The following is a 20,142-nucleotide window of genomic DNA, read 5'->3' as shown; positions in this document are numbered from 1 at the left end:
ATGCCGACAATCGACCGTGCAGCCTGCGAAGCGATGGATCGCGACGACCCCCTCGCCCCGGCCCGCGTGCGCTTCCATCTGCCGGATGGCGTCATCTACCTGGACGGCAATTCCCTGGGTGCGTTGCCGCGCGCGACTCCGGAGAGGCTGGCCCGGCTGGTCACCCGGGAATGGGGCGACGATCTCATTACCGGGTGGAACAAGCATGGCTGGGTGGAATTGCCACGGCGCCTCGGCGCCAAGATCGCGCCGCTGGTCGGCGCCCAGGCCGACGAGGTATTGGTCTGCGACTCCACCTCGCTCAATGTCTTCAAGCTGCTGAGTGCCGCGCTCTCTGCCAATCCGCAGCGCCGGTTGATCCTATCCGACAGCGGCAATTTCCCGACCGACCTTTACATGGCACAGGGACTGGCGGCGCTGCTGGGACGCGACCACCGGCTTGAGCTGGTGCCGCCGGAAGGTGTCATGGAACGCCTCGCCGAGGATGTGGCGGTGGTCATGCTGACCGAGGTGGACTATCGCACCGGCCGGCGCCACGACATGGCGGCGATCAACGAACGCGCGCGCAGCCATGGCGTGCTTACCTTGTGGGACCTTGCCCATTCCGCCGGTGCCATGCCGGTGGAACTCGACCGCACCGGCGCGGATTTTGCCGTCGGCTGCGGTTACAAATACCTCAATGGCGGCCCGGGCGCGCCGGCCTTCCTGTTTGTGGCGCGGCACTGGCAGGACCGGGCGCAACAGCCGCTGTTCGGCTGGTTCGGCCATGCGCGCCCGTTCGATTTCGATACCAGCTACGCACCGCGAGACGGCATCGACCGCTTTCAGGTCGGCACCCCGCCGGTGATCAGCATGGCCGCCCTGGAATGTGGCCTCGACACCTTTGCCGGGATCGACCTGCAGCAGGTGCGCGCGAAGTCGCTGGCACTCGGCGATCTGATGATCCGGCTGGTGGAACAGCAATGCGCCGGTTTTGGCCTCAGCCTTGCGAGCCCGCCTGCCGGCGCCGCACGCGGCAGCCAGGTCTCCTATGCGCACGGCCACGGCTATGCGGTCATGCAGGCGCTGATCGCGCGCGGTGTCATCGGCGATTTCCGGGCGCCCGACCTGCTGCGCTTCGGCTTCACCCCGCTTTACCTGCGCTTTGCCGACATCTGGGACGCGGTCGCCGTGCTAAGGACTGTCCTGATGCAGGAGGAATGGCGCCGGCCGGAATTCCACCAGCGCGCCGCCGTCACCTGAACTGACCGCCGATCCGATCGTCCGGAACCCATCACATGGGCGTGTTTCGCCGCCGGGCCGGTCGGCAGACTGCCGGGCAGGGCTGGATTTTGCCCGGCCGCCGGGGCAACATGGCGGCGACTGGCGGCGGCGCCATCGGTTGAGCAAGCAGTGGGAATGGGAGCCAGAGTATGCGGCCGATCTTTGTGATGGTGAAATGCGAACCCGGCAAATCCTATGAGGTAGCCGAGAAGGCGCTGGATTCCGTGCAACAGATCGCCGAGCTCTATTCGATCTCCGGCCAGTACGACCTGCTGGTGAAATGCTATCTGCCGGCCGAGATGGATGTCGGCCGTTTCGTCACTTCTGAATTGCAGACCCTGCCCTTCGTCAAGGACACCCTTACCATCATCACCTTCAACGCCTTCACCTAAAACCCGCCGGCCGGCGCGTCCGGCACAAGGCGGGCAACAATCTGGGAGACATAGGATCATGAACATGCGTGCAATCCTGCTGGCGACCGCCAGCGCCGCCATCCTTGCCGCCGCGCCGGCAGCGGCCGACGACACCAAGATCGGCATCCTGTTCGACATCACGGGCCCCATCGCCAGCTTCATCCCGCCGATGATGGATTCGGTGACCCTGGCCATCGACGAGATTAATGACGGTGGCGGTCTGCTGGGTGGCAAGGCTGTGGCGGCAGTAGGCGATACCACCGGCACCACGCAGGGCGCCGTCGACGCCGCCACCAAGCTGGTCAACATCGAGAACGTGCCGGTGATTGCCGGCGCACTGATGTCGGGCACCACGCTGGCAGCCGCCAACGCGGTCACCATCCCGGCCGGCGTGCCGCAGATCTCGCCGACCGCGACCTCGCCCGATTTCACCACGCTGAATGACAATGATTTCGTCTTCCGCATCGTGCCCTCCGACGCCTATCAGGGGGTCGTGCTGGCGAGACTGGTGCTCGACCAGGGCATCAAGACGGTGGCCCTCACCTATGCCAACAACGATTACGCGACCCCGCTCGCGACCGGCTTCGCCGCGGCCTACAAGGCCGGCGGCGGAACCATCGCGGCCGAGGTGAAGCATGAGGAGAAGCAGCAAAGCTACATGTCCGAACTCGGCACCCTTGCCAAGGACAAGCCGGAGGCGCTGGTGCTAATCGCCTATGCCGGCGATTCCGGCACCACCATCGTCAAGGAAGCGTTGGAGAACGGGCTCTTCACCCGCTTTGTCGGCACCGACGGCCTGCGCGACAACAAGCTGATCGAACAGATCGGCGCCGAGAACCTTGCGGATTCCTTCTTCACCTCGCCCTCCGCACCGGAAAGCGAGGCGGCAGCGGCCTTCGAGGCGCTCTATACGGCGAAGTTCCAGACCACGAAGGACAAGATTTTCATCGGCCAGACCTATGATTCGGTGATGCTGGCTGCGCTCGCGGTCGAAAAGGCGGGTTCCACCGACCGCGCCAAGGTGCGCGACGCCCTGCGCGAAGTGGCGAGCGCCCCGGGCGAGAAGATCCTGCCCGGCGAATGGAAGAAGGCCAAGGAACTGCTGGCCGCCGGCAAGGACATCGACTATTCCGGCGCCACCGGCGAGATGGAATTCGATGGTAATGGCGACATCCCCGGCGTGATCGGCCACTTCGTGGTCGAGGGCGACGGCTACAAGCAGGTCGGCTTGGTCAACCCGTAACGGCCGGACAGATCCGGAACGGCCCGCCTGCAAGGTTGACGGGCGGGCCGTTCGTCATTTCCGGGAGGCGACGTGAATCTAGGAGCCGTGCTGTTCGATGCCTATGGCACCCTGCTGGACGTCCATGCCAGCGTGGCCCGGCATCGTGCGCGGCTGGGCGACGCGGCAACGGCGGTGTCCGTTCTGTGGCGGCAGAAGCAGCTGGAATACACCTGGACGCTGACCCTTGCCGGCGACTACCAGCCCTTCGACCTGCTCACCGCCCGCGCGCTCGATTTCGCGCTGGCGCAGCACGGCGTCACGGATGCGGCTCTGCGCATCGATCTCCTCGATGCCTATAGCGTGCTGGATGCCTATCCCGACGTCGCCGCGACCCTGCAAAAGCTGCGAGCGCGCAAGCTGACCGTTGGCGTCCTCTCCAACGGTACCGGCGCCATGCTGCGCGAAGCCTTCGCGGCAGCCGGCCTCGACCGACAGCTCGATCCGCTCCTATCGGTCGAGGGATTGCAACTCTACAAGCCGGATCCCCGGGTCTACCGGATGGCCTGCGAGAGACTGGACCTGCCGCCCAACCGGATCGGCTTTGTTTCCAGCAATGCCTGGGATGCCATGGGGGCCGCGCGTTTCGGCTTCCAGGTGTTCTGGCTGCGCCGCCAAATTGGACCGGTGGAATATGATCTGCCACGCGTGGCGCGGCAGATTCCGACGCTTGATTTGCTGGCAGAGCAGATCGCCTAGTCGATCCGTTTCGGCGGCCGTTCCGGCAGCACGCCCTTTGCGAAGCGCTGCAGCACCACAATCAGCAGTACGCCGATCAGCAAGGTACGGATATAGGACGAGCGCGTGATCCATTCCGCCGGCAGGCGGTTGGTAAAGAGCTCGGTCCCCGACCAAATCAGCCAGACCAGTGCCGCACCCAGCAATGCGCCCTTGTTGTTGCCGCTGCCGCCGATGATCAGCATCACCCAGACCAGGAAGGTGGTCAGCAGCGGCTCGGTCGCGGTGGCGCCGATGAACTTGAAATACATGGCGGAGAGGCCGCCGCCCAGCCCCATCACCATGGCGCCGAGGACGAAGGCCTCGAGGCGGAAGCGGACCACGTCCTTGCCGATGGCGGCGGCGGCCGTCTCGTTGTCGCGGATGGCACGCATGGCGCGGCCCCAGGGCGACACCCAGGCGCGCTCGGCAGAGAAATAGAGGGCGATCACGATCGCGAGGACCAGGGCCAGGAAGGCGAGATTGCCCCAGGGCTGGCCGAGACTTTCGAACGGCCGCGGCACGGTGGAAATACCCATGGTGCCGTTGGCGAGCCAGCTCTCGTTCTTGAAGACAAGGCGGATGATCTCGGCGATACCGATAGTCGCCATGGCGAGGTAGTCGCCCTTGAGGCCGAGGCAGATGCGACCGACCGGCCAGGCAATGATGCCGGCCAGCGCCATGGCGACCGGCAAGGCGAGAAGCGGCGGCCAGCCATAGCCGCCGAGGTGATTGGGGCTTTCCGGCGCCGTCAGGATCGCGGTGGCGTAGGCGCCGACAGCGAAGAAGCCGGCAATGCCGGCATTGAACAGCCCGGCAAAACCCCATTGCAGGTTGAGGGCGAGGCAGAGCACCCCATAGATCGCCATCATGGTGAGGAGGGCAAGGCCGTACATCATCAGGCCGTAGAGCGTGATATCCATGGCTAGAGCACCCTGCCCTTGAACAGGCCGGTCGGGCGCCAGACCAGCATCGCCACCATGACGAAGAAGGCGACCGCGTTCTTGTAGGCCGGCGGCACCAGGGGATCGCCGCCGATCCAGGGATAGGTCGCCACTTCCTGCGCGATGCCGATAGAAAGCCCGCCGACAATGGCGCCATAGGGCCGGCCGATGCCGCCCAGGATCGCCGCCGCGAAGAGCGGCAGCAGCAGATCCCAGCCGATGCCGGGATGCAGCTTGGTATTGATGCCGGCGAAGATGCCGGCTGCGGCTGCCAGCCCGCCGCCGATGAGCCAGGTCCAGCGCACCACCCGTTCCGTGTCGATACCGGAGACCCGGGCGAGATCGGCGTCATCGCTCATCGCGCGCATCGCCTTGCCCATGCGGCTGGAACTCAGGAACCAGTGCAGCGCCGCGGCAATGGCAATTGATACGGCGATGATGATGATGTGCTTCTGCGCCATCCTGATGTCGCCGAAGAGCGGCAGGGGCCGGCGGATGCCGGTCTCGTAGGCCAGCACGTCGACACCCCAGCCAAGCTGGATGGCCGAACGCAGTACCAGCATGACGCCGAAGGATGCGATCACCACGATGATGCCGGGCGCCCGGCGGAACGGCCGATAGACCGTGCGATCGATGGCGACGCAGGCGATGGCACCGCCCAGCAGGGCAAAGGGCAGCGCCGCATAGACTGACCAGCCGAACGCCGCCACCAGCGAATAGGCGATATAGGCGCCCAGCGTCATCACGTCGCCATGGGCGAAATGGGCGAAGCGCAGGATGGCAAAGACCAGCGAGATGCCGACGGCACCCAGCGCATAGATGCAACCGATGGCGATACCGGGAATGAGATAGAGGTTGATGAACTCGGCCATGTCGCCTCACCCGCCCAGGAAGGATTGGCCAATATCGGGATTGCCGAGCAGGGCCGCGGCGGTGCCGGCAAAGCGGTTGCGTCCGGTGGCCAGCACATAGCCGCGATGGGCGATGGCAAGCGCCTGGCGGGCGTTCTGCTCGACCAGCAGGATGCCGATGCCGGCCCGGTTGACGGCGACGATGCGCTCGAAGATCTGCTCCATCACCAGCGGCGACAGACCCGCCGTCGGTTCGTCCAGCATGAGGAGCCTGGGCTCGGCCATCAGCGCGCGGCCGACCGCCACCATCTGACGCTGCCCGCCGGAAAGCTCGCCTGCCGGCTGCTTCGCCTTCTCGGCCAGGACGGGGAAGAGGTCGAAGACCTGCGCCATGACGCGTGCCGTCGCGGCCGGTTTGAGGAAGGCGCCCATCTCCAGATTCTCGCGCACCGTCAGGTTGCGAAAGACATTGCGCTCCTGTGGCACATAGCCCATGCCGCGCGCCACGAGATGATTGGGGGCAAGCCCGGTTACGTCGGCGCCGTCGAAGCGGACATTGCCGCCGCGCAGGGCGACCAGGCCGAATAATGCCTTCATCGCGGTCGACTTGCCGGCGCCATTGGCACCGATGATGACCACGATCTCCTGCGTATCGACCGTGATGTCGACCCCGTTGAGGATGTCCATCCCGCCATAGCCGCCGACCATCCCCTGTGCTTCAAGCAGCGCCAATTCCTGCCCCGTTCTGGTTGGTCCTGCCGCCGCCGAGATAGGCCTCGATCACCGCCTCGTTGCGGCGGATCTCCGCCATCGAGCCCTGCGTGAGGACACGCCCCTCGGCCATGACGATGACCGGGTGGCACAGCCGCGCGATCAGGTCCATGTCGTGTTCGATGACGAAGAAGGTATAGCCGTGATCGCGGTTCAGCCGCTCGATCTCGCCGGCAATCTCGGAAAGCAGCGTGCGGTTGACGCCGGCGCCGATTTCGTCCAGCAGCACGACCTTGGGCTGCCACATCATGGTACGAGCCAGTTCCACCAGCTTCTTCTGGCCGCCGGAGAGATTGCCGGCCAGTTCGTGGGCGACATGCTCGAGGCGCAATTCGCCGAGCACCGCCTCGGCGCGCTGCCGGATGGCGGCTTCCTCGCGTCGCACCCGTGCCCAGCCGGTCCAGGCGGTCAGCAGGTTCTCGCCCGCCTGGCCGGCCGGCACCGCAAGCAGGTTCTCCAGCACAGTCATGCGTGCGAATTCGTGGGCGATCTGGAAGGTGCGGGCGAGGCCGGCTCGGAACAGGCGATGCGCCGGCCAGCCGGTCACGTCCACGCCGTCGAGCTGGACCGAGCCGCCATCCGGCGGGAACGTCCCGGCGATGATATTGAAGAGGGTCGACTTGCCCGCACCGTTGGGCCCGATCAGCCCGGTGATCGATCCCTTCGTCACGTGCAGCGAGCAGTCGTCGACGGCGCGAATGCCGCCGAACCGCTTCGTGATATTGTCGACGCGGATCATCCTTGGCGGTTCACTGCGGCCGCGCCGCGGAGCGCTCCGGCAGGTAGTTGGCGAACTCGTGCTCGACGCCCTTGGCGTTGAGCGCCAGGCCGGCGGCGACGCCGGCGGCCATGGCGCCCGGATAGATATCCTCCTGCCGGACGCGCAATCCCTCGATGATCGCCTCGGCGACCGCATGCGGGCGCATCTTCATGCCCTCGAAACCGGGCGTCATCGGCGTGTCCACCGCCCCCGGCAGCACGCCCATGACATGGGTACCCTGCTGCTTCAGCTCGGCGCGCAAGCCTTGCGTCAGCGACAGCAACGCCGCCTTGGAAGCGGCATAGGTCGACATCAGGGGCAGGTTCACATGGGCAACGATGGTGACGAGGTTGACCATGGCGCCGCCGCCGTTCTTCGCCAGGATCGGCTGGAACGCCTGCGCCATGGCCAGCGTACCGAGATAGTTGGTCTCCATCTCGCGCCGCGCATTGGCGAGCGCGTTCTCGACGAACAGCCCTTCGTTGGAATTCCAGCCGGCATTGTTGATGAGCAGGGTGACGTCGCCGCAGGATTTGGCCGCTGCCGCGATGCTGGCGGGATCGGTGACGTCGAGCGCCAGCGGCACCAGCCGGTCCGGCGCCACCGCGGTCAGGCTGCGCAGGCTGTCCGGATGGCGCGCGGCGCAATGGATTCTGGCAACCCCGGCGCGCAGCAGCGCGCGCACAATCTCGCTGCCGATGCCGCCATTGGCGCCGCTGACCAGCGCGACGGCGTTGCGCAGCAGGTCGGGACCGCTGCCCGTGGCCGCGCGGGCGACGGCACCCTTGGCGCCGTCCTGCACCAGGCCCTGGTCATAGGCGAGGACGACCCACTGGAAACCCTGGGCACGGCGCTCGGCCGCCATTGTGGCATAGGGCGTGAAGATGCCGCAGGCCTTGCCATGGGCCCTGGCGGCGGCCAGCACGGATTGCACCGCCGCCTCGTGCCTGGGGCCGAATTCGGGGAAGGTGCCGAGCGACATGGAGAGGTCGAACGGGCCGATGAAAAGAATGTCGATACCGGGCACGGCCGCGATCTCGGCGGCATTGGCGACCGCCTCGGCGGTCTCGATCATGACGGCCACCAGGATGTCGTCATTGGCGCCGCCGATATAGCTCTTGTAGTCCAGCATCGGCCGCGTGCCGCCGCCGGAGCGGCTGCCCAGCGGCGGGTACTTGGCCTTGCGCACGACCGCGCGCGCCTGCTCGGCGGTATCGACCATCGGCACGATGAGGGCACCGGCACCGGCATCCAGGACCGAGCCGATGGCGAAGTCGCTGTCATCGGCGCTGCGCACCACCGGCACGGCGCGATGCCGCACCAGCCCGATCGCGTGCTCCAGCCCGGCGCGGTCCCAAAGACCATGCTGCAGATCGAAGACGACGCTGTCCGGGCCGGACTCCGCCATGATTTCGGCCACCGATGGCGACCCGATCGTTGCCCAGTGGCAGGTGATGCATCCACCGGCAGCCAGCTTCACTTTCAGCGGATTGCCCATGTTACTTGCCGGCGCTTTCCGCCCAACGCTGCATCAGCGTGTTCGAGGGCAGCTTCTCATCCAGCAGCTTCTTCGCCGTCTCGGCGCCTGCGGTCGGCAGGTTTTTCGGGTCCAGAAGACCGATCTGAACCAGGACCGAGGCCTGGTCCCAATAGATGTGCTCGTTATAGAGCTTGTCGCCGCGAAAGCAGACGATGGCGACCAGGGGAATTTCGACGTACTTGCCGGTGGGTTTTACGCCCGGCAGCATCCAGTCTATCTCGCGGTCGTGAGTAAAGCAGAACAGCATCTCGTCGACGACACGGTCAGCGCCAATGGTCCGCGAAATCGGAATGAGCTTGGTGTCGGCCGGATTGGCGTTGACAAAATGGTGCTGATAGAAGCGCGCCAGTTCCTTCGCCCCGACACCGCCGGTCATGGTCGGGATGTGGTTGACATAGGGCTCATCCACCATGGTCTTCATGGTGGCGGCGACATCGCGCGTGGCGAATTCGTGATAGCAGTGCTGGTCCCACAGGCCAGAGAGATCGTAACGCGGCCCGATCGCCTTGCGGAACACGGCAATCGAGCGCGAATGCGCCATGATGCTGCTGGGCTTGTCGTAGTGATCGCCCATGGTACGGGCAAAGGCGTGGTCGACGCCGGGATAGGTATAGAGTTCGATCTCCGGCCGGTCCTTGAGCGCGGCATAGATCTGGTCGCGCGCCTCGTTGCCGCAATACTGGTCAAGTTCGGCGAAATGCAGGACGGTCGGGCATTTGATGTTCTTCGCCTCGTCCAGCGCCGCCTCGATGCCGACGCCGTAATAGCCGACCGCGGCATCGACATCGACGCGGGCCGCCGTCAGATAGGCCAGCTTGCCGCCGAGGCAATGACCGAGCACGCCGACCTTGCCGCTGCAATCGGCACGCGCACGCAGCGCCTTCACCGTGGCGCGGACATCCTCGATGCCCTGGTCGACGTCGAATTTCTGGAAGAAGCCGAAGGCGCGCTGCCATTCCTCGGGCGAATAGCCCATGTCGACACCGGGCTCCATGCGCCAGAAGAGATCGGGGGCAAGGACGACATAGCCCTCCTCAGCATAATAATCCGCCGTCTCGCGTACATAGGCATTGATACCGAAGATTTCCTGGCACAGCACGATGCCTGGCGCCTTGCCCTTCTTCCCCCTCGGCTCAGCCAGATAGGCGCGGAACTGGCCGCCGCCGGGTGCGTCGATGGTGATGTAGGTGCCCGCCATGGTGCCTTGCTCCCTGTTGGTCGTTTTTCGTCCTTGCGGCTGCCGCAACGGAGCTGCCGGGATTGGCAAGAAAACTGCCCGATCGCTCCGTTCTTGGCAAGAATTCGGCCGGCTTGAGGTGCCGGCCCGCTCCTTGCTGCGCGTTGCCCAGAATGCCCCCCTGTGACGCCTTGCCGCTACCAGATTCGGCCGGCCGACGCCATATATCCCAAGAGTGCCCGGAGTAATCCGGACCCTGACCGAAAGACCTGACGAAAGCCAAGCCATGGCCGCAAGATTGGATGTGCTGACCCGCGATGCCCGCCCGCAGGAAGGAAGACGGGACGATCTCCTGCGCCCGGAGCCCCGGGAGGAGAATGTGCGGCACGAGCGCGGCGGCGCTGCCTTGTTCGGCCTGTTCCTCGCCGGGTTCGCCATTTTCGCGATCTATGAAAGCGCGCCGATCGATCTGCCGGAATTTCCCGATTGCCCGGTACAGGCGATCGGAACCTGCGGCATCAGATAGCTGGCTCCCCCGTCAACTACCCGCCAGCAGGCGACGCTTGCGGCGCAACGCCGCCGCAACGAAGTCGATAAAGGCGCGGATGCGTGCCGCGCGGCGCAGATCCGGATGCGTCAGCAGCCACAGGAAGGATCCCGTGCTGCTGTCGGGCGGACCGATCCGCACCAGCCCAGCGATCGAATCGCCGGCAAAGCACGGCAACAAGGCGACGCCGAGGCCACGTTCCACGGCGGAAATCTGGGCCAGCAGCGAATTGGCGCGGTAGAGAAACGCAGGACGCGGATCGAGACGCCGGAAGTAGCCGCCGAAAGCAATTGAATCGGCGCCATCCTCCCATCCGACCCAGGGCAGATCCGTCACGCGCGCACCGGCTGCGGCGCGGTCCGCCAGCGCAGCCGCGCCATAGATCGCCATGGCCAGCGGCCCCACATTGACGCCGACCATCGCTTCGGGCGCCGCGGCGGTAGGCCGGATCGCGATGTCCGCTTCGCGCCGGGAGAGGTTGAGAAAGCGATTGTCGACAATGATCTCCAACTCGATCTGCGGGTAGCGCCCCTGGAAATCGGCAAAGATGGGCAGCAGCAGATGCTCAACCATGTCGTCGGGCGCGGTGACGCGGATGGTGCCGTTTAGGCTGAGATCGCCGCCAGCCATGCGGCGCTCGGCGGCCAGGACCTGGGTCTCCATCACCTCGGCCGCGGCCAGTGCCACCTCGCCCACGGCGGTGAGGCCATAGCCGCTGCGGTGCCGGTCGAAAAGCCGCGCACCCAGCCGCGCCTCCATCGCATTCACCTGGCGGAAGACCGTCGCATGGTTGACGCCCAGCAAGCGTGCCGCGGGCGCCAGGCCACCGGTCCGCTGAATTGCCAGCACGACCCGGTAATCGTTCCATTCCAGTGCGTTGGCCATTCGACCTGTGCGCTATTGCAATGACAGATGCCCATTTATGGCCAGTTCATCGCGAAAACACAACGCACGATATTGCTGCGGTGACTTACTGCACGGGTTTCACTTCCGACGGCCCCATCCGTTGCAGCCAACGACCTGGAAAGGACCACAACCCATGAATGCTATCAGCAAAGCCGACCTCGCCGCCCTGCTGCTGCGGGTCTCCCTCGGCATCATGTTTCTTGCCCACGGCTTCATCCTGAAATACCTGACCTTCACCCTGGCCGGCACCGCCCAGTTCTTCGAATCGATCGGGCTTCCGGCCTTTCTCGCCTATCTCACCTTCGCCGCCGAGACGCTGGGCGGTATCGCCCTCATCCTCGGTTTCCGCACCCGGCTCGTTGCCCTCGCTTTGCTGCCGGTCCTTCTCGGCGCTACTTGGGTCCATATCGGCAATGGCTGGGTTTTCAGCGCAGCCAATGGCGGCTGGGAATATCCGATTTTCCTGATTGTCGTGTCGCTGGCGGCTGCGCTCCTTGGCAGCGGCGCCTATGCGCTCGACAACGTGTCGGGCAAGGTCAAGGCAGCGTCGCAGGCGGCCCGGGCCTGACCGATCGGCGACCTCGGCAAAGGGGCACCGGCGCCATGCCACCGGCGTCCCTTGTCGCCCGGTGCCATCGGCAACCGCGCAGGCTGCCTCACACACTCAAGATGAGTTGGCCGGCTTGGCCTCGACGAAGAGGTCCGTCTTTGCCGCCGCGGTGATCGCGACGACGGCAGGGTGGGTCAGCCTGCGCTCGACCGAGATGGCGAAGTACTTCGCGCTGACACCCTCGGCCTGGCCGACAAGCTCGCCGTTATATTGGCGGTCCATTTCCTCCGCCAGGATCGTCGGTGCCGGAAACAGGCCGGCGCCGGCCTTGCCGAAGGCATTCATCAGCGCCGTGTCGTCGAACTCGCCGACGATATGCGGATCCACCGCATACTCGCTGAACCAGCGGATGAGCGCGCCGCGCACCGCCGCGCCGTCACCCGGGATCAACATGGGAGCACCACGAAGGGATTGCGGAAACTCCCCGCGATAGCGCGCGGCGAGGCTGCGGACCGCAAAAAAAGCCATCGGCGTGCTTCCCAGAACGTGGCTGTACCCCTTGACACCCAGGCCGGACGGCAGCGGCCGGTCGGCGATCACGAGATCGAGTTTGTGAATTGCCAGTTCGCCAAACAACCGATCCAGCTTGTCTTCGCGGCAGATCAGGCGCACCCGCCCGGCACTGCCCAGAGCCGGCGCCAGCAGCCGATAGGCGATCGACTTTGGCACGACATCCGCGATCCCTACCCGGAAGAGCATATCGCCCCGGCCCGGGCGGTTGCGCACGGTCTCCTCGAGTTCCCTGCCGATCTGGAATATCTCGTCGGCATAGGAAAGCGTCAGTTGACCCGCCGCCGTCAATTCCAGCCGGCGCCCAACACGCCGGAACAATTCCGTTCCCAGCCCTTCCTCCAGCGTGTCGATCTGCGCGCTGATGGTCTGGGGGGCAAGGTTCAGCTGTTCGGCGGCGCGGGCAATGCTGCCAGCCCTTGCCACCTTCCAGAAGTAATGAAGCTGCCGGTAGTTGAGCACGTCCAACCAGTGTGAATCGCAGTTTTTTCCGAACTTTCTGCTGCAAATTATCTGCTTTTTCTGGGTTTCGATCAAGCCTACATACCGCGTCGGCTTGGCGCGCGGCGGGACTGCCATCAAAGCAGAGATAGGTCTTGCCCCGGCAACCCGCCCCATGCGGTTGGCCCGGACACACCCATGGGCAGCGGCATCCGGGTGCCTTTCTCGGCCGCATGGCCCAATTGCAGCAGGTATTCCTGGCAGACAGAATGAACTACGTCAGTGTCTCGGCAGCGGCGCTGGCTCGTGCGGCGCCGGGTCAATCAAGGAGAACATAGAATGGCCATCAAGGATGTCCTGCTCCAGCTCAACAGCTATCCGACCGCAACCCCTGATGCCGTCATCGAGCAGGCGGTCGATTTCGCCGCGACATGCGGGGCTCACCTCACGGCACTGGCCTTCAAGATCGAAATTCCAAGTGCCGGCAATCCTCTGGCCAGCTCTCTGCTGAACCTGTCCGGGATGGTCGCGGCCGAGCGGCAGAAGAGCGTGGCGAATACGGAAAAACTCATTGCCGCATTTGAGGCCGCGGCGACGAAGCGCGGCCTTCCGCACGAGCATATCGTCGAAACATGCACGACGTCCGAAGTCGCCGGCATCGTCACCGAGCACGCCAGGCTGCACGATATCACGCTGATCCCGATCGGCGCCGAGTTGGGGCTCCAGCAATACATCGCCGAGAACGTCGTCTTCGGTTCCGGCAGGCCGACGATCATCCTTCCGGAATCCCACGGCGCCCTTTCTGCCGACGTCATCGGCGTGGCATGGGATTTTAGCCGGCCTGCGGCCCGGGCAATCGCGGATGCCATGCCGATCCTGCAGCGCGCCAAATCCATACGCGTGATGACGGTCACGCAGGAGAAGACGATTGAGACCAAGCGCTCGGGCGTCGAACTCAGCCAGCATTTCGCCCGTCACGGTATCGAAATCATCCTGGACGAGGAGCAGGCCGGTGGGCGGAGCATCGGGCAGGTGTTCGATGAATATGTAGCCCGGCATCGCATCGACCTGCTCGTGATGGGCGCCTACGGCCACTCGCGCCTGCGCAATTTCATCCTGGGCGGGGCGACGAAATCGGTCATCTCCCACCCGAAACTGCCGGTACTCCTGTCGCACTGAGCAGCAGCGGACACCGCCATGCGCCATCGCGCGTTGACGGGCATAGGAAAGCAAGGATTTTTCCATGGAACTACTCGTTGAATTCCTGACCAGCAGCTTCCTCGGAAAGTCGGTCTGGCTCTGGCTCACCTTCCTGGCCATTGTCGGTGCCCTGCTCGCCTTCGATCTTGGCGTTCTGCACCGCCAGGACAAGGAACTCGGCGTTGTCGAGAGCCTGATCCTTTCGGCCTTCTATATCGCGATCGCGCTCGTTTTCGGTGGGTGGCTATGGTGGTCGATGGGGCCCAAGTCAGGCATGGAGTACTTTACCGGCTATGCCCTCGAGAAAGCCCTGTCGATCGACAATGTCTTCGTCATTTCGCTGATCTTCAGCTATTTTGCCATTCCTGCCCGGTATCAATATCGCGCGCTGCTCTGGGGGATCATCGCCGTATTGGTGCTGCGCGGCATCATGATCGGGCTGGGCGCCGCCCTCGTTCAGCAATATGAGTGGATCCTCTATATTTTCGGGGTCTTCCTGATCGCCACGGGAATCAAGATCCTCGTCGTCGGCGAAGGGGACATGGACGTCTCGAAGAACCCCATCGTGCGCTTTCTCTCCAAGCGCATGCCGATCTCCAGCGAGCTGCATGGATCGCATTTCTTCGTCCGCAAGCCGGATCCGCAGACCGGCAAACTGGTCCGCTGCGCGACGCCGCTCTTCCTCGCGCTGGTGGTCATCAACGTTGCCGACCTCATCTTCGCGGTTGATTCCGTGCCGGCGATCTTCGCCATCACGACCGACACCTACATCGTCTTTACCGCCAACATCATGGCGATCCTGGGCCTGCGCGCGCTCTACTTCGCACTCGCTGCCATGGTGCACCGCTTTGAATATCTGAAATACGCGCTTGCCATCGTGCTGATCTTCATCGGCATCAAGATCTTCTGGAACCAGATCGTCGGCAAACTCGATCCGGGGATCTCGCTCAGCATCACGCTCGCCCTGATCGCCGGCGGTGTCGTGTTTTCACTCTGGAAGAGCCGCGCCGGAACGACGCATTAGGCGAGCGGGGAGCCCGGGATCGCACCTGCCGGAGGGCCTGGCCGGGTTTCTCATCAGGTGGATCCGAACCCGGGTTGCCCCGAGTATTGCCCACCTGCCCGGCAAGTACCGGAACCTCCGATCTTGCGGGCATTGGCGACCCCGGCAGGATTCGAACCTGCGACCTATTGCTTAGAAGGCAATTGCTCTATCCAGCTGAGCTACGGGGTCGGCGCTTGATCGGCCAAAGGATCGGCCACTGGGGCCATCCGCTGTCGGCGCGACGGTTTCAATGGGTCCAGCGGCCGATGCGGTCGAAGCGGAAATTGTCGGCATAGGCTTTCGGCGCCACGCCGCGCTCCTTGGGCTCCTGTATCTCGAAGGCGATGCCCTCGCGCGTCGCATAGGCCACCGCCTCGTCCTTGCTGGCAAAGGTCAGCCGCACCTGGCGGCGCGTGTCATTGCTCGACGTCCAGCCCATCAGCGGATCGGCCTCGCGCCGGGATTGCGGGGCAAATTCCAGCACCCAGTCGGCGCCGCGTCCGCCGCGGCCCGATTGCATGGCCGATTTCGCCGGCCGAAAGATGCGCGCCACCATGATCCACCTCGTTCCTTGTCCTTGCCCCGCCGACCGCGCTGTCTGGCCATCCGGCCCGGTCGCAACTGATCCGAAGCGGTCGCCCCTGATCCTACGCAGTCGCACCGGGCCCCGCCCGTCACAGATTTGTTGCATCGCGGAGCGTCGGAATGCCAGCCATCAAATGCCGGAAAACCTGACCGTTCCCTTTGCTCCGTGGCCAACGGCCAACGCCGCATGCTTGACCCGGAATGGTCGGGGTGACTGGATTCGAACCAGCGACACCCTGCTCCCAAAGCAGGTACTCTACCAGGCTGAGCTACACCCCGATCCCGCAAAATCAAGCATTTCGGGCCCTTTTATCAAACCGCGAGCAAAGTGCAAAGGCGGATTTCGGATGGCCGTGCCAGACATCGATTCGCCCGCAGCGCCCACGCCACGGCCGATTCCCGCCCACCCCTCGCCCCATCAGAAAGCCCCGCGTCAAGCGCATTTCTGTCGCGTAGGCAGCGCTTTCTTTGTTTGCGACTCATTCTGACGGCGTTTATGCTCGATCCTCGGGACCACCCGTTTGGGCATCATTGGAGACAGAGGGGCTTATCATGGCTACTGCACCGCAAAAGACCGTCACCCTGAAACAGCTCGGCAACGATCTCGCCGAAAAGCATGAATTGTCGAAGAAGGCGGCCAACGAGCTGCTGGGCGACCTGATCGCCGCCGTCGGCAAGCACCTGAAGAAGGGCGACAAGATTCGCATTCCCGGCCTCGGCATCTTCCAGGTGCGCAAGCGTCCGGCGCGCATGGGCCGCAATCCGGCGACCGGCGAAGCCATCAAGATCAAGGCCTCGAAGAAGATCGCCTTCCGCGCCGCCAAGGAACTGAAGGACTCGATCTAACAGTTCCCCCGGCCGATCAGGTCTTTCGATAACGCCGCGCCCCACCGGGCGCGGCGTTGTCTTTTGGGGGATGGATCATCGCCGGCCAGGATCACTCAAGCACGTCCTTCACCTTGGCGGCGAGTTGCTTCAGCGTGAACGGCTTCATCAGGAAATGGGCCTCCTCGCCGGCGTCGATCTTGCGCCGGAAGTCGTCCTCGGCATAGCCAGAGATGAAGATCACCTTGAGATCCGGCCGTCTCTGGCGCACCAGCTTGATCAGCGTCGGCCCGTCCATGTTGGGCATGACCACATCGCTGATGATAAGATCGATACCGTCGACCTGCTCGTTCATGATCTCCAGCGCCGCCTCGCCGCTGCGCGCTTCCAGCACCTTGTAGCCCTTGTTCCGCAGCGCGCGGGCCGAGAACAGGCGCACGGCATCCTCGTCCTCCACCAGCAGCACGGTGCCAATGCCGGTGAGGTCGCGGGGCTGGTCCTCGGCATGGTCGAGCCGCGTCGTCGCGGCGCCGTTCGCGGCGTGCTGCGGCAGATAGATGCGGAAGGTGGTGCCGCGGCCCAGCTGGCTGTCGACGAAGACGAAGCCACCGGTCTGCCGCACGATGCCATAGACCGTGGACAGGCCGAGGCCGGTGCCGGAGCCCACCGCCTTGGTGGAGAAGAACGGTTCGAAAATGCGGTCGAGTATCTCTGGCGGGATACCGGAACCGGTATCAGCCATCTCGATCAGCACGTAGGTGCCGGGCGGCATTACCTCAACGCCGCGGCTGATCGGCTCGGTCGTCGTCGTGTTGCGGGTCCTGATCAGCAGACGGCCGCCATCCGGCATGGCATCGCGCGCATTGACCGCGAGATTGATGATGACCTGTTCCAACTGGCCGGCATCGGCACGCACCGAAGCTAGGTCGCGGCCATGCTCCATGGCAAGCTCGATATTCTCGCCGATCAATCGCCGGATGAGATGCGACAGCTCGGCCAGAACGTCGGTGACATCAAGCACGCGCGGCTGCAGGGTCTGTTGCCGCGAGAAGGCCAGCAGCTGTCGCACCAGGTTGGCCGCACGGTTGGCATTCTGCTTGATCTGCATGATGTCGGCGAAGGACTGGTCGCCGGCCTTGTGCCGCAGCAGCAGCAGGTCGCAGAACCCGATCATCGCGGTCAGCAGGTTGTTGAAATCATGCGCAATGCCGCCGGCCAAAAGTCCGACGGCCTGCATCTTCTGTGACTGGGCGAATTGCGCCTCGAGCCGCTTCTGCTCGGTGGCATCGATCAGGTGCAGAATCTGGCCGATGGCGCGCCCCTTGTCCTCGCGGCGTGAGGCATAAATCGTTACCGATCGTGGCGTATCGCCGACCAGGCGCACGGTGAGTGGCTGCCCAGCGCGCCCCTTCTCCATAACCTGGGTCAGATGCGCCTCCGCGAGCGCGCGTTCCTCCGGCTGCACCAGATCGACGAAACGTGCCTGCGCCCACTCGGCGCCGATGATCAGCTGCTGGAAGGCCGGGTTTGCCTGTTCGATCCGGCCGGCCGAATCCAGCATCACGATGCTGGCCGGCGCCTCTTCGAAAAAGCGCTGGAAATACTGTTCGGAGACCTGGACCGCACTTTCCAGCTCGCGTTCGCGGGAGAGATCGTGCACCACCGAGCGTGTGCGCAGGCGCGGCTGCCCGCTCGGCGCGGATTGCATGGTGGCGACGTCGTGACGGACGAAGGCCTGGAAGCTGCGCCCGTTGGGTCCGCACAGAACCACCTCGCCGCTACTGGCCTTGGGGTCGCGAAACGGGCTATGGGGCGGATGCCCCGGCGGCAGCGGTTCCGCGACCAGATCGTGCAGGCACTGGCGATAGCCGCCGTCGTCACTCGGCAGGAAACCCAGCCAGCTGGCCAGGGTCGAATTGACGAACAGGAAGCGGCCGGCCTCGTCCACGGAATAGAAGCCGATCGGCGCATGTTCGATGAGATCGGCGAATTTCTCGTGGTCGGAGCGGATGAATTCCTCGATCTGGCGCTGCGCGGTGACCAGTTCGGCGCCCCACAAGATGTGGCCCGGAAATTCGGCGATCGCGCGGGCGGATACGTCGTACCAGTCGCTGTTGCCGTCGCTGCCGGCGATCTCGATCTCGCTGCGGCCGCGCCCCCCCTCGACCACGCTGCGCTTGAGCTGGCGCAGGATCTCGGCGGCGTCGGATTCCGGCGCCAGGCGGCTTTCCAGCAGGCGCGGCAGGGGCTCGTCGCGGCGGCCGAACAGCCGCTCGAAGGCAAGATTGGCCAGCAGTACGCGCCCGCGCGCATCCACCAGCTGCCGCGCCCGGCCGGTCGCATTCAGGCTGGCAAGGACCAGGTCGCGCCGGCGCATAGCCCGCCACCAGGCCAGAGCAAGAGCTCCCCCAGCCAGCAATGCAGCCCCGATCACGGCCAGGAAAAGGACCAGCGGGACGACGGGCCCGGTCTCGGTCGCCAAGGCTCCCGGGCCGTCCTGGCCGATGGCCGTCAGCGGAACGGTCGCGACGCAGCAGCCGATCGATCCCGCAAGCAGCACGCGGTTGCGACAAAAGCTGGATCTGGATGCCATGCACCGCCCCGGTTGGTCATGATCGGTCCGCGAGTTTAACCGATCCCGCCGCGGCGTCCACAGGGTGCCGGCAGCAATGCCGACGATCAGTATCGCCGTTTTTTCAGCTTGTAGACATAGGAGATGATCTCGGCGACCGCCTTGTAATATTCGGCCGGAATCTCCTCATCGATATCGACCGCGGCGTAGAGGCCGCGCGCCAGCGGCGGATTCTCGATCACCGGCACATCCGCCTCCTTCGCCACCTCGCGGATGCGCTGTGCCATCTTGTCAACGCCCTTGGCGATGACCTTCGGGGCGGCCATCTCCAGCTGGCTGTACTTCAGCGCCACGGCGAAATGCGTCGGGTTGGTCACCACCACATCGGCCTTCGGCACCTCGCCCATCATGCGCCGGCGCGCGCGCTCCATGCGCAACTGGCGCAGCCTGCCCTTGACCAGCGGATCGCCCTCGGTCTGCTTGAACTCGTCCTTCAGTTCCTGGCGCGACATGCGCAGGCCCTTGATGTACTCGTAGCGCTGATAGAGAAAATCGGCGCCGGCTACCGCCGCCATGACCGCGGTGACGCCGATCAGGACGATATAGACATTGTCGCGCATCGCCGCCAGCAGCTGCACGATTTCCATGCCAATCAGCGCATGCAGATCGCCGATGGAGGGCATGACCAGATAGCCGATGATGGCGGCGACGATGCTGAGCTTGAGCACGCCCTTGAGCAACTCGGTCACCGAACGCAGCGAGAACATGCGCTTGAAGCCGGCCAGGAGCGAGATCTTGCTGAGCTTTGGCATCAAATTAGCCGGCGACCAGAGCAGGCCGAATTGCAGATAGCTGGAGCCGAAGGCCGCCAGCACGGCCAGCACCAGCGGGCCGATGCCGGCCAGCATGATCAGGCCAAGCAGCTTCCAGGCTGTGTCGATCAGGTGGCCGAGGTCGCTCGGCACCTGGTCCGGCGAGGCCAGGAACGGCATGGAGGCGTCGCGGATGGCGCCAGCCACCATTGCCGAGAACATGATGATGGAGATCGTGAAGGCCAGGATCATCAGGAGATGGTTGACCTCCTGCGAGCGCGCGACATTGCCCTCGGTCCGTGCTTCGTCCAGGCGCTTGCTGGTCGGGTCCTCGGTTTTTTGTGAGTCGTCGGTATCTTCCGCCACGACGT

The 20,142-nt window shown here is 64.7% G+C and carries 20 protein-coding genes and 2 tRNA genes; 9 read left to right on the top strand and 13 right to left on the bottom strand.

Annotated elements, in window-relative coordinates:
• The 4 genes from kynU to A8950_RS04790 all read left to right on the top strand — a co-directional run bounded on the left by kynU (position 1) and on the right by A8950_RS04790 (position 3,657).
• On the top strand, positions 1-1,242 hold the full coding sequence (gene kynU, locus A8950_RS04805; protein WP_133612445.1) for a kynureninase: 1,242 nt from the start codon (positions 1-3) through the stop codon (positions 1,240-1,242).
• 170 nt (positions 1,243-1,412) lie between these two features.
• On the top strand, positions 1,413-1,655 hold the full coding sequence (locus A8950_RS04800; RefSeq protein WP_133612444.1) for an Lrp/AsnC ligand binding domain-containing protein: 243 nt from the start codon (positions 1,413-1,415) through the stop codon (positions 1,653-1,655).
• A 58-nt stretch (positions 1,656-1,713) separates the two neighbouring features.
• A complete protein-coding gene (locus A8950_RS04795; RefSeq protein WP_208109734.1) occupies positions 1,714-2,919 on the top strand; it encodes an ABC transporter substrate-binding protein in 1,206 nt (401 codons plus the stop codon).
• Positions 2,920-2,991: 72 nt separating this feature from the next.
• Positions 2,992-3,657, top strand: coding sequence for a haloacid dehalogenase type II (locus A8950_RS04790; RefSeq protein WP_133612443.1), 666 nt, complete (start codon positions 2,992-2,994; stop codon positions 3,655-3,657).
• Here A8950_RS04790 and A8950_RS04785 read toward each other — a convergent pair.
• Genes A8950_RS04785 through A8950_RS04760 form a run of 6 tightly spaced genes read right to left on the bottom strand, consistent with a single transcriptional unit; the run spans position 3,654 to position 9,739 of the window.
• Positions 3,654-4,598, bottom strand: coding sequence for a branched-chain amino acid ABC transporter permease (locus A8950_RS04785; RefSeq protein ID WP_243735528.1), 945 nt, complete (start codon positions 4,596-4,598; stop codon positions 3,654-3,656). The two genes, A8950_RS04790 and A8950_RS04785, sit on opposite strands and share 4 nt — an antisense overlap.
• Before the next feature lie 2 nt (positions 4,599-4,600).
• On the bottom strand, positions 4,601-5,491 hold the full coding sequence (locus A8950_RS04780; RefSeq protein ID WP_133612442.1) for a branched-chain amino acid ABC transporter permease: 891 nt from the start codon (positions 5,489-5,491) through the stop codon (positions 4,601-4,603).
• 6 nt (positions 5,492-5,497) lie between these two features.
• Positions 5,498-6,202, bottom strand: a complete 705-nt coding sequence (locus A8950_RS04775; RefSeq protein ID WP_133612441.1) for an ABC transporter ATP-binding protein — start codon at positions 6,200-6,202, stop codon at positions 5,498-5,500.
• The gene (locus tag A8950_RS04770; protein WP_133612440.1) at positions 6,189-6,980 is read right to left on the bottom strand and encodes an ABC transporter ATP-binding protein; all 792 of its coding nucleotides are present in this window, start codon (positions 6,978-6,980) and stop codon (positions 6,189-6,191) included. The genes A8950_RS04775 and A8950_RS04770 overlap by 14 nt, the downstream gene beginning before the upstream one ends.
• A 10-nt stretch (positions 6,981-6,990) precedes the next feature.
• Positions 6,991-8,499: an SDR family oxidoreductase gene (locus A8950_RS19630; RefSeq protein ID WP_133612439.1), complete on the bottom strand. Its 1,509-nt coding sequence runs from the start codon at positions 8,497-8,499 to the stop codon at positions 6,991-6,993.
• A gap of 1 nt (position 8,500) precedes the next feature.
• Complete coding sequence (locus A8950_RS04760) at positions 8,501-9,739, bottom strand: dienelactone hydrolase family protein (protein ID WP_133612438.1); 1,239 nt, start codon at positions 9,737-9,739, stop codon at positions 8,501-8,503.
• Positions 9,740-10,004: 265 nt separating this feature from the next.
• On the opposite strand from A8950_RS04760, the gene A8950_RS04755 reads away from it, so the two are divergent.
• The gene (locus A8950_RS04755; protein ID WP_133612437.1) at positions 10,005-10,244 is read left to right on the top strand and encodes a hypothetical protein; all 240 of its coding nucleotides are present in this window, start codon (positions 10,005-10,007) and stop codon (positions 10,242-10,244) included.
• A 12-nt stretch (positions 10,245-10,256) separates the two neighbouring features.
• On the opposite strand, the gene A8950_RS04750 is transcribed toward A8950_RS04755, so the two are convergent.
• Positions 10,257-11,150 carry a LysR family transcriptional regulator gene (locus tag A8950_RS04750; protein ID WP_133612436.1) on the bottom strand — a complete coding sequence of 298 codons (894 nt, stop codon included), beginning with the start codon at positions 11,148-11,150 and terminating at the stop codon, positions 10,257-10,259.
• Positions 11,151-11,304: 154 nt separating this feature from the next.
• Here A8950_RS04750 and A8950_RS04745 point away from each other — a divergent pair, with 154 nt between their 5' ends.
• Positions 11,305-11,739, top strand: a complete 435-nt coding sequence (locus tag A8950_RS04745; RefSeq protein ID WP_133612435.1) for a DoxX family protein — start codon at positions 11,305-11,307, stop codon at positions 11,737-11,739.
• 96 nt (positions 11,740-11,835) lie between these two features.
• Here A8950_RS04745 and nhaR read toward each other — a convergent pair whose 3' ends face one another.
• Positions 11,836-12,828: a transcriptional activator NhaR gene (gene nhaR, locus A8950_RS04740; RefSeq protein WP_243735527.1), complete on the bottom strand. Its 993-nt coding sequence runs from the start codon at positions 12,826-12,828 to the stop codon at positions 11,836-11,838.
• Positions 12,829-13,071: 243 nt separating this feature from the next.
• Between nhaR and A8950_RS04735 the strand changes: the two genes are divergently transcribed.
• Together A8950_RS04735 and A8950_RS04730 are read left to right on the top strand one after the other, a co-directional pair.
• The gene (locus A8950_RS04735; protein ID WP_133612434.1) at positions 13,072-13,911 is read left to right on the top strand and encodes a universal stress protein; all 840 of its coding nucleotides are present in this window, start codon (positions 13,072-13,074) and stop codon (positions 13,909-13,911) included.
• A gap of 64 nt (positions 13,912-13,975) precedes the next feature.
• On the top strand, positions 13,976-14,956 hold the full coding sequence (locus A8950_RS04730) for a TerC family protein (RefSeq protein WP_133612433.1): 981 nt from the start codon (positions 13,976-13,978) through the stop codon (positions 14,954-14,956).
• A gap of 133 nt (positions 14,957-15,089) precedes the next feature.
• Here the strand turns inward: A8950_RS04730 and A8950_RS04725 are convergent.
• The 3 genes from A8950_RS04725 to A8950_RS04715 form a co-directional block, all read right to left on the bottom strand.
• Positions 15,090-15,166 (bottom strand) — tRNA-Arg (locus tag A8950_RS04725).
• 58 nt (positions 15,167-15,224) lie between these two features.
• Positions 15,225-15,533, bottom strand: a complete 309-nt coding sequence (locus A8950_RS04720; RefSeq protein ID WP_133612432.1) for an ETC complex I subunit — start codon at positions 15,531-15,533, stop codon at positions 15,225-15,227.
• 231 nt (positions 15,534-15,764) lie between these two features.
• Positions 15,765-15,841: transfer RNA gene (locus A8950_RS04715), tRNA-Pro, on the bottom strand.
• 189 nt (positions 15,842-16,030) lie between these two features.
• Here A8950_RS04715 and A8950_RS04710 point away from each other — a divergent pair.
• On the top strand, positions 16,031-16,408 hold the full coding sequence (locus tag A8950_RS04710; RefSeq protein WP_322090924.1) for an HU family DNA-binding protein: 378 nt from the start codon (positions 16,031-16,033) through the stop codon (positions 16,406-16,408).
• Positions 16,409-16,499: 91 nt separating this feature from the next.
• Here A8950_RS04710 and A8950_RS04705 read toward each other — a convergent pair whose 3' ends face one another.
• Positions 16,500-18,980 (bottom strand): response regulator, encoded by a 2,481-nt coding sequence (locus A8950_RS04705; protein ID WP_133612430.1) that lies wholly within the window; start codon positions 18,978-18,980, stop codon positions 16,500-16,502.
• Between the two features lie 86 nt (positions 18,981-19,066).
• Positions 19,067-20,137, bottom strand: coding sequence for a flagellar biosynthesis protein FlhB (gene flhB, locus A8950_RS04700; RefSeq protein WP_133612429.1), 1,071 nt, complete (start codon positions 20,135-20,137; stop codon positions 19,067-19,069).
• Positions 20,138-20,142: the final 5 nt, after the last annotated feature.

The sequence above is a fragment of the Dongia mobilis genome (genome assembly GCF_004363235.1).
Lineage (GTDB): Bacteria > Pseudomonadota > Alphaproteobacteria > Dongiales > Dongiaceae > Dongia > Dongia mobilis.
The sequence above is the reverse complement of the archived record's forward strand: the minus strand, read 5'-3'. Positions and strand labels throughout refer to the sequence as shown.

What these genes read in the sequence shown, in the direction of transcription:
- A8950_RS04730 (WP_133612433.1), top strand. Translation starts at nt 13,976, where the DNA reads ATGGAACTACTCGTTGAATTCCTGACCAGCAGCTTCCTCGGAAAGTCG.
- A8950_RS04770 (WP_133612440.1), bottom strand. Translation starts at nt 6,980, where the DNA reads ATGATCCGCGTCGACAATATCACGAAGCGGTTCGGCGGCATTCGCGCC.
- A8950_RS04800 (WP_133612444.1), top strand. Translation starts at nt 1,413, where the DNA reads ATGCGGCCGATCTTTGTGATGGTGAAATGCGAACCCGGCAAATCCTAT.
- A8950_RS04735 (WP_133612434.1), top strand. Translation starts at nt 13,072, where the DNA reads ATGGCCATCAAGGATGTCCTGCTCCAGCTCAACAGCTATCCGACCGCA.
- A8950_RS04760 (WP_133612438.1), bottom strand. Translation starts at nt 9,739, where the DNA reads ATGGCGGGCACCTACATCACCATCGACGCACCCGGCGGCGGCCAGTTC.
- A8950_RS04750 (WP_133612436.1), bottom strand. Translation starts at nt 11,150, where the DNA reads ATGGCCAACGCACTGGAATGGAACGATTACCGGGTCGTGCTGGCAATT.
- A8950_RS19630 (WP_133612439.1), bottom strand. Translation starts at nt 8,499, where the DNA reads ATGGGCAATCCGCTGAAAGTGAAGCTGGCTGCCGGTGGATGCATCACC.
- A8950_RS04720 (WP_133612432.1), bottom strand. Translation starts at nt 15,533, where the DNA reads ATGGTGGCGCGCATCTTTCGGCCGGCGAAATCGGCCATGCAATCGGGC.
- A8950_RS04785 (WP_243735528.1), bottom strand. Translation starts at nt 4,598, where the DNA reads ATGGATATCACGCTCTACGGCCTGATGATGTACGGCCTTGCCCTCCTC.
- A8950_RS04755 (WP_133612437.1), top strand. Translation starts at nt 10,005, where the DNA reads ATGGCCGCAAGATTGGATGTGCTGACCCGCGATGCCCGCCCGCAGGAA.
- A8950_RS04795 (WP_208109734.1), top strand. Translation starts at nt 1,714, where the DNA reads ATGAACATGCGTGCAATCCTGCTGGCGACCGCCAGCGCCGCCATCCTT.
- A8950_RS04780 (WP_133612442.1), bottom strand. Translation starts at nt 5,491, where the DNA reads ATGGCCGAGTTCATCAACCTCTATCTCATTCCCGGTATCGCCATCGGT.
- A8950_RS04745 (WP_133612435.1), top strand. Translation starts at nt 11,305, where the DNA reads ATGAATGCTATCAGCAAAGCCGACCTCGCCGCCCTGCTGCTGCGGGTC.
- A8950_RS04705 (WP_133612430.1), bottom strand. Translation starts at nt 18,980, where the DNA reads ATGGCATCCAGATCCAGCTTTTGTCGCAACCGCGTGCTGCTTGCGGGA.
- kynU (WP_133612445.1), top strand. Translation starts at nt 1, where the DNA reads ATGCCGACAATCGACCGTGCAGCCTGCGAAGCGATGGATCGCGACGAC.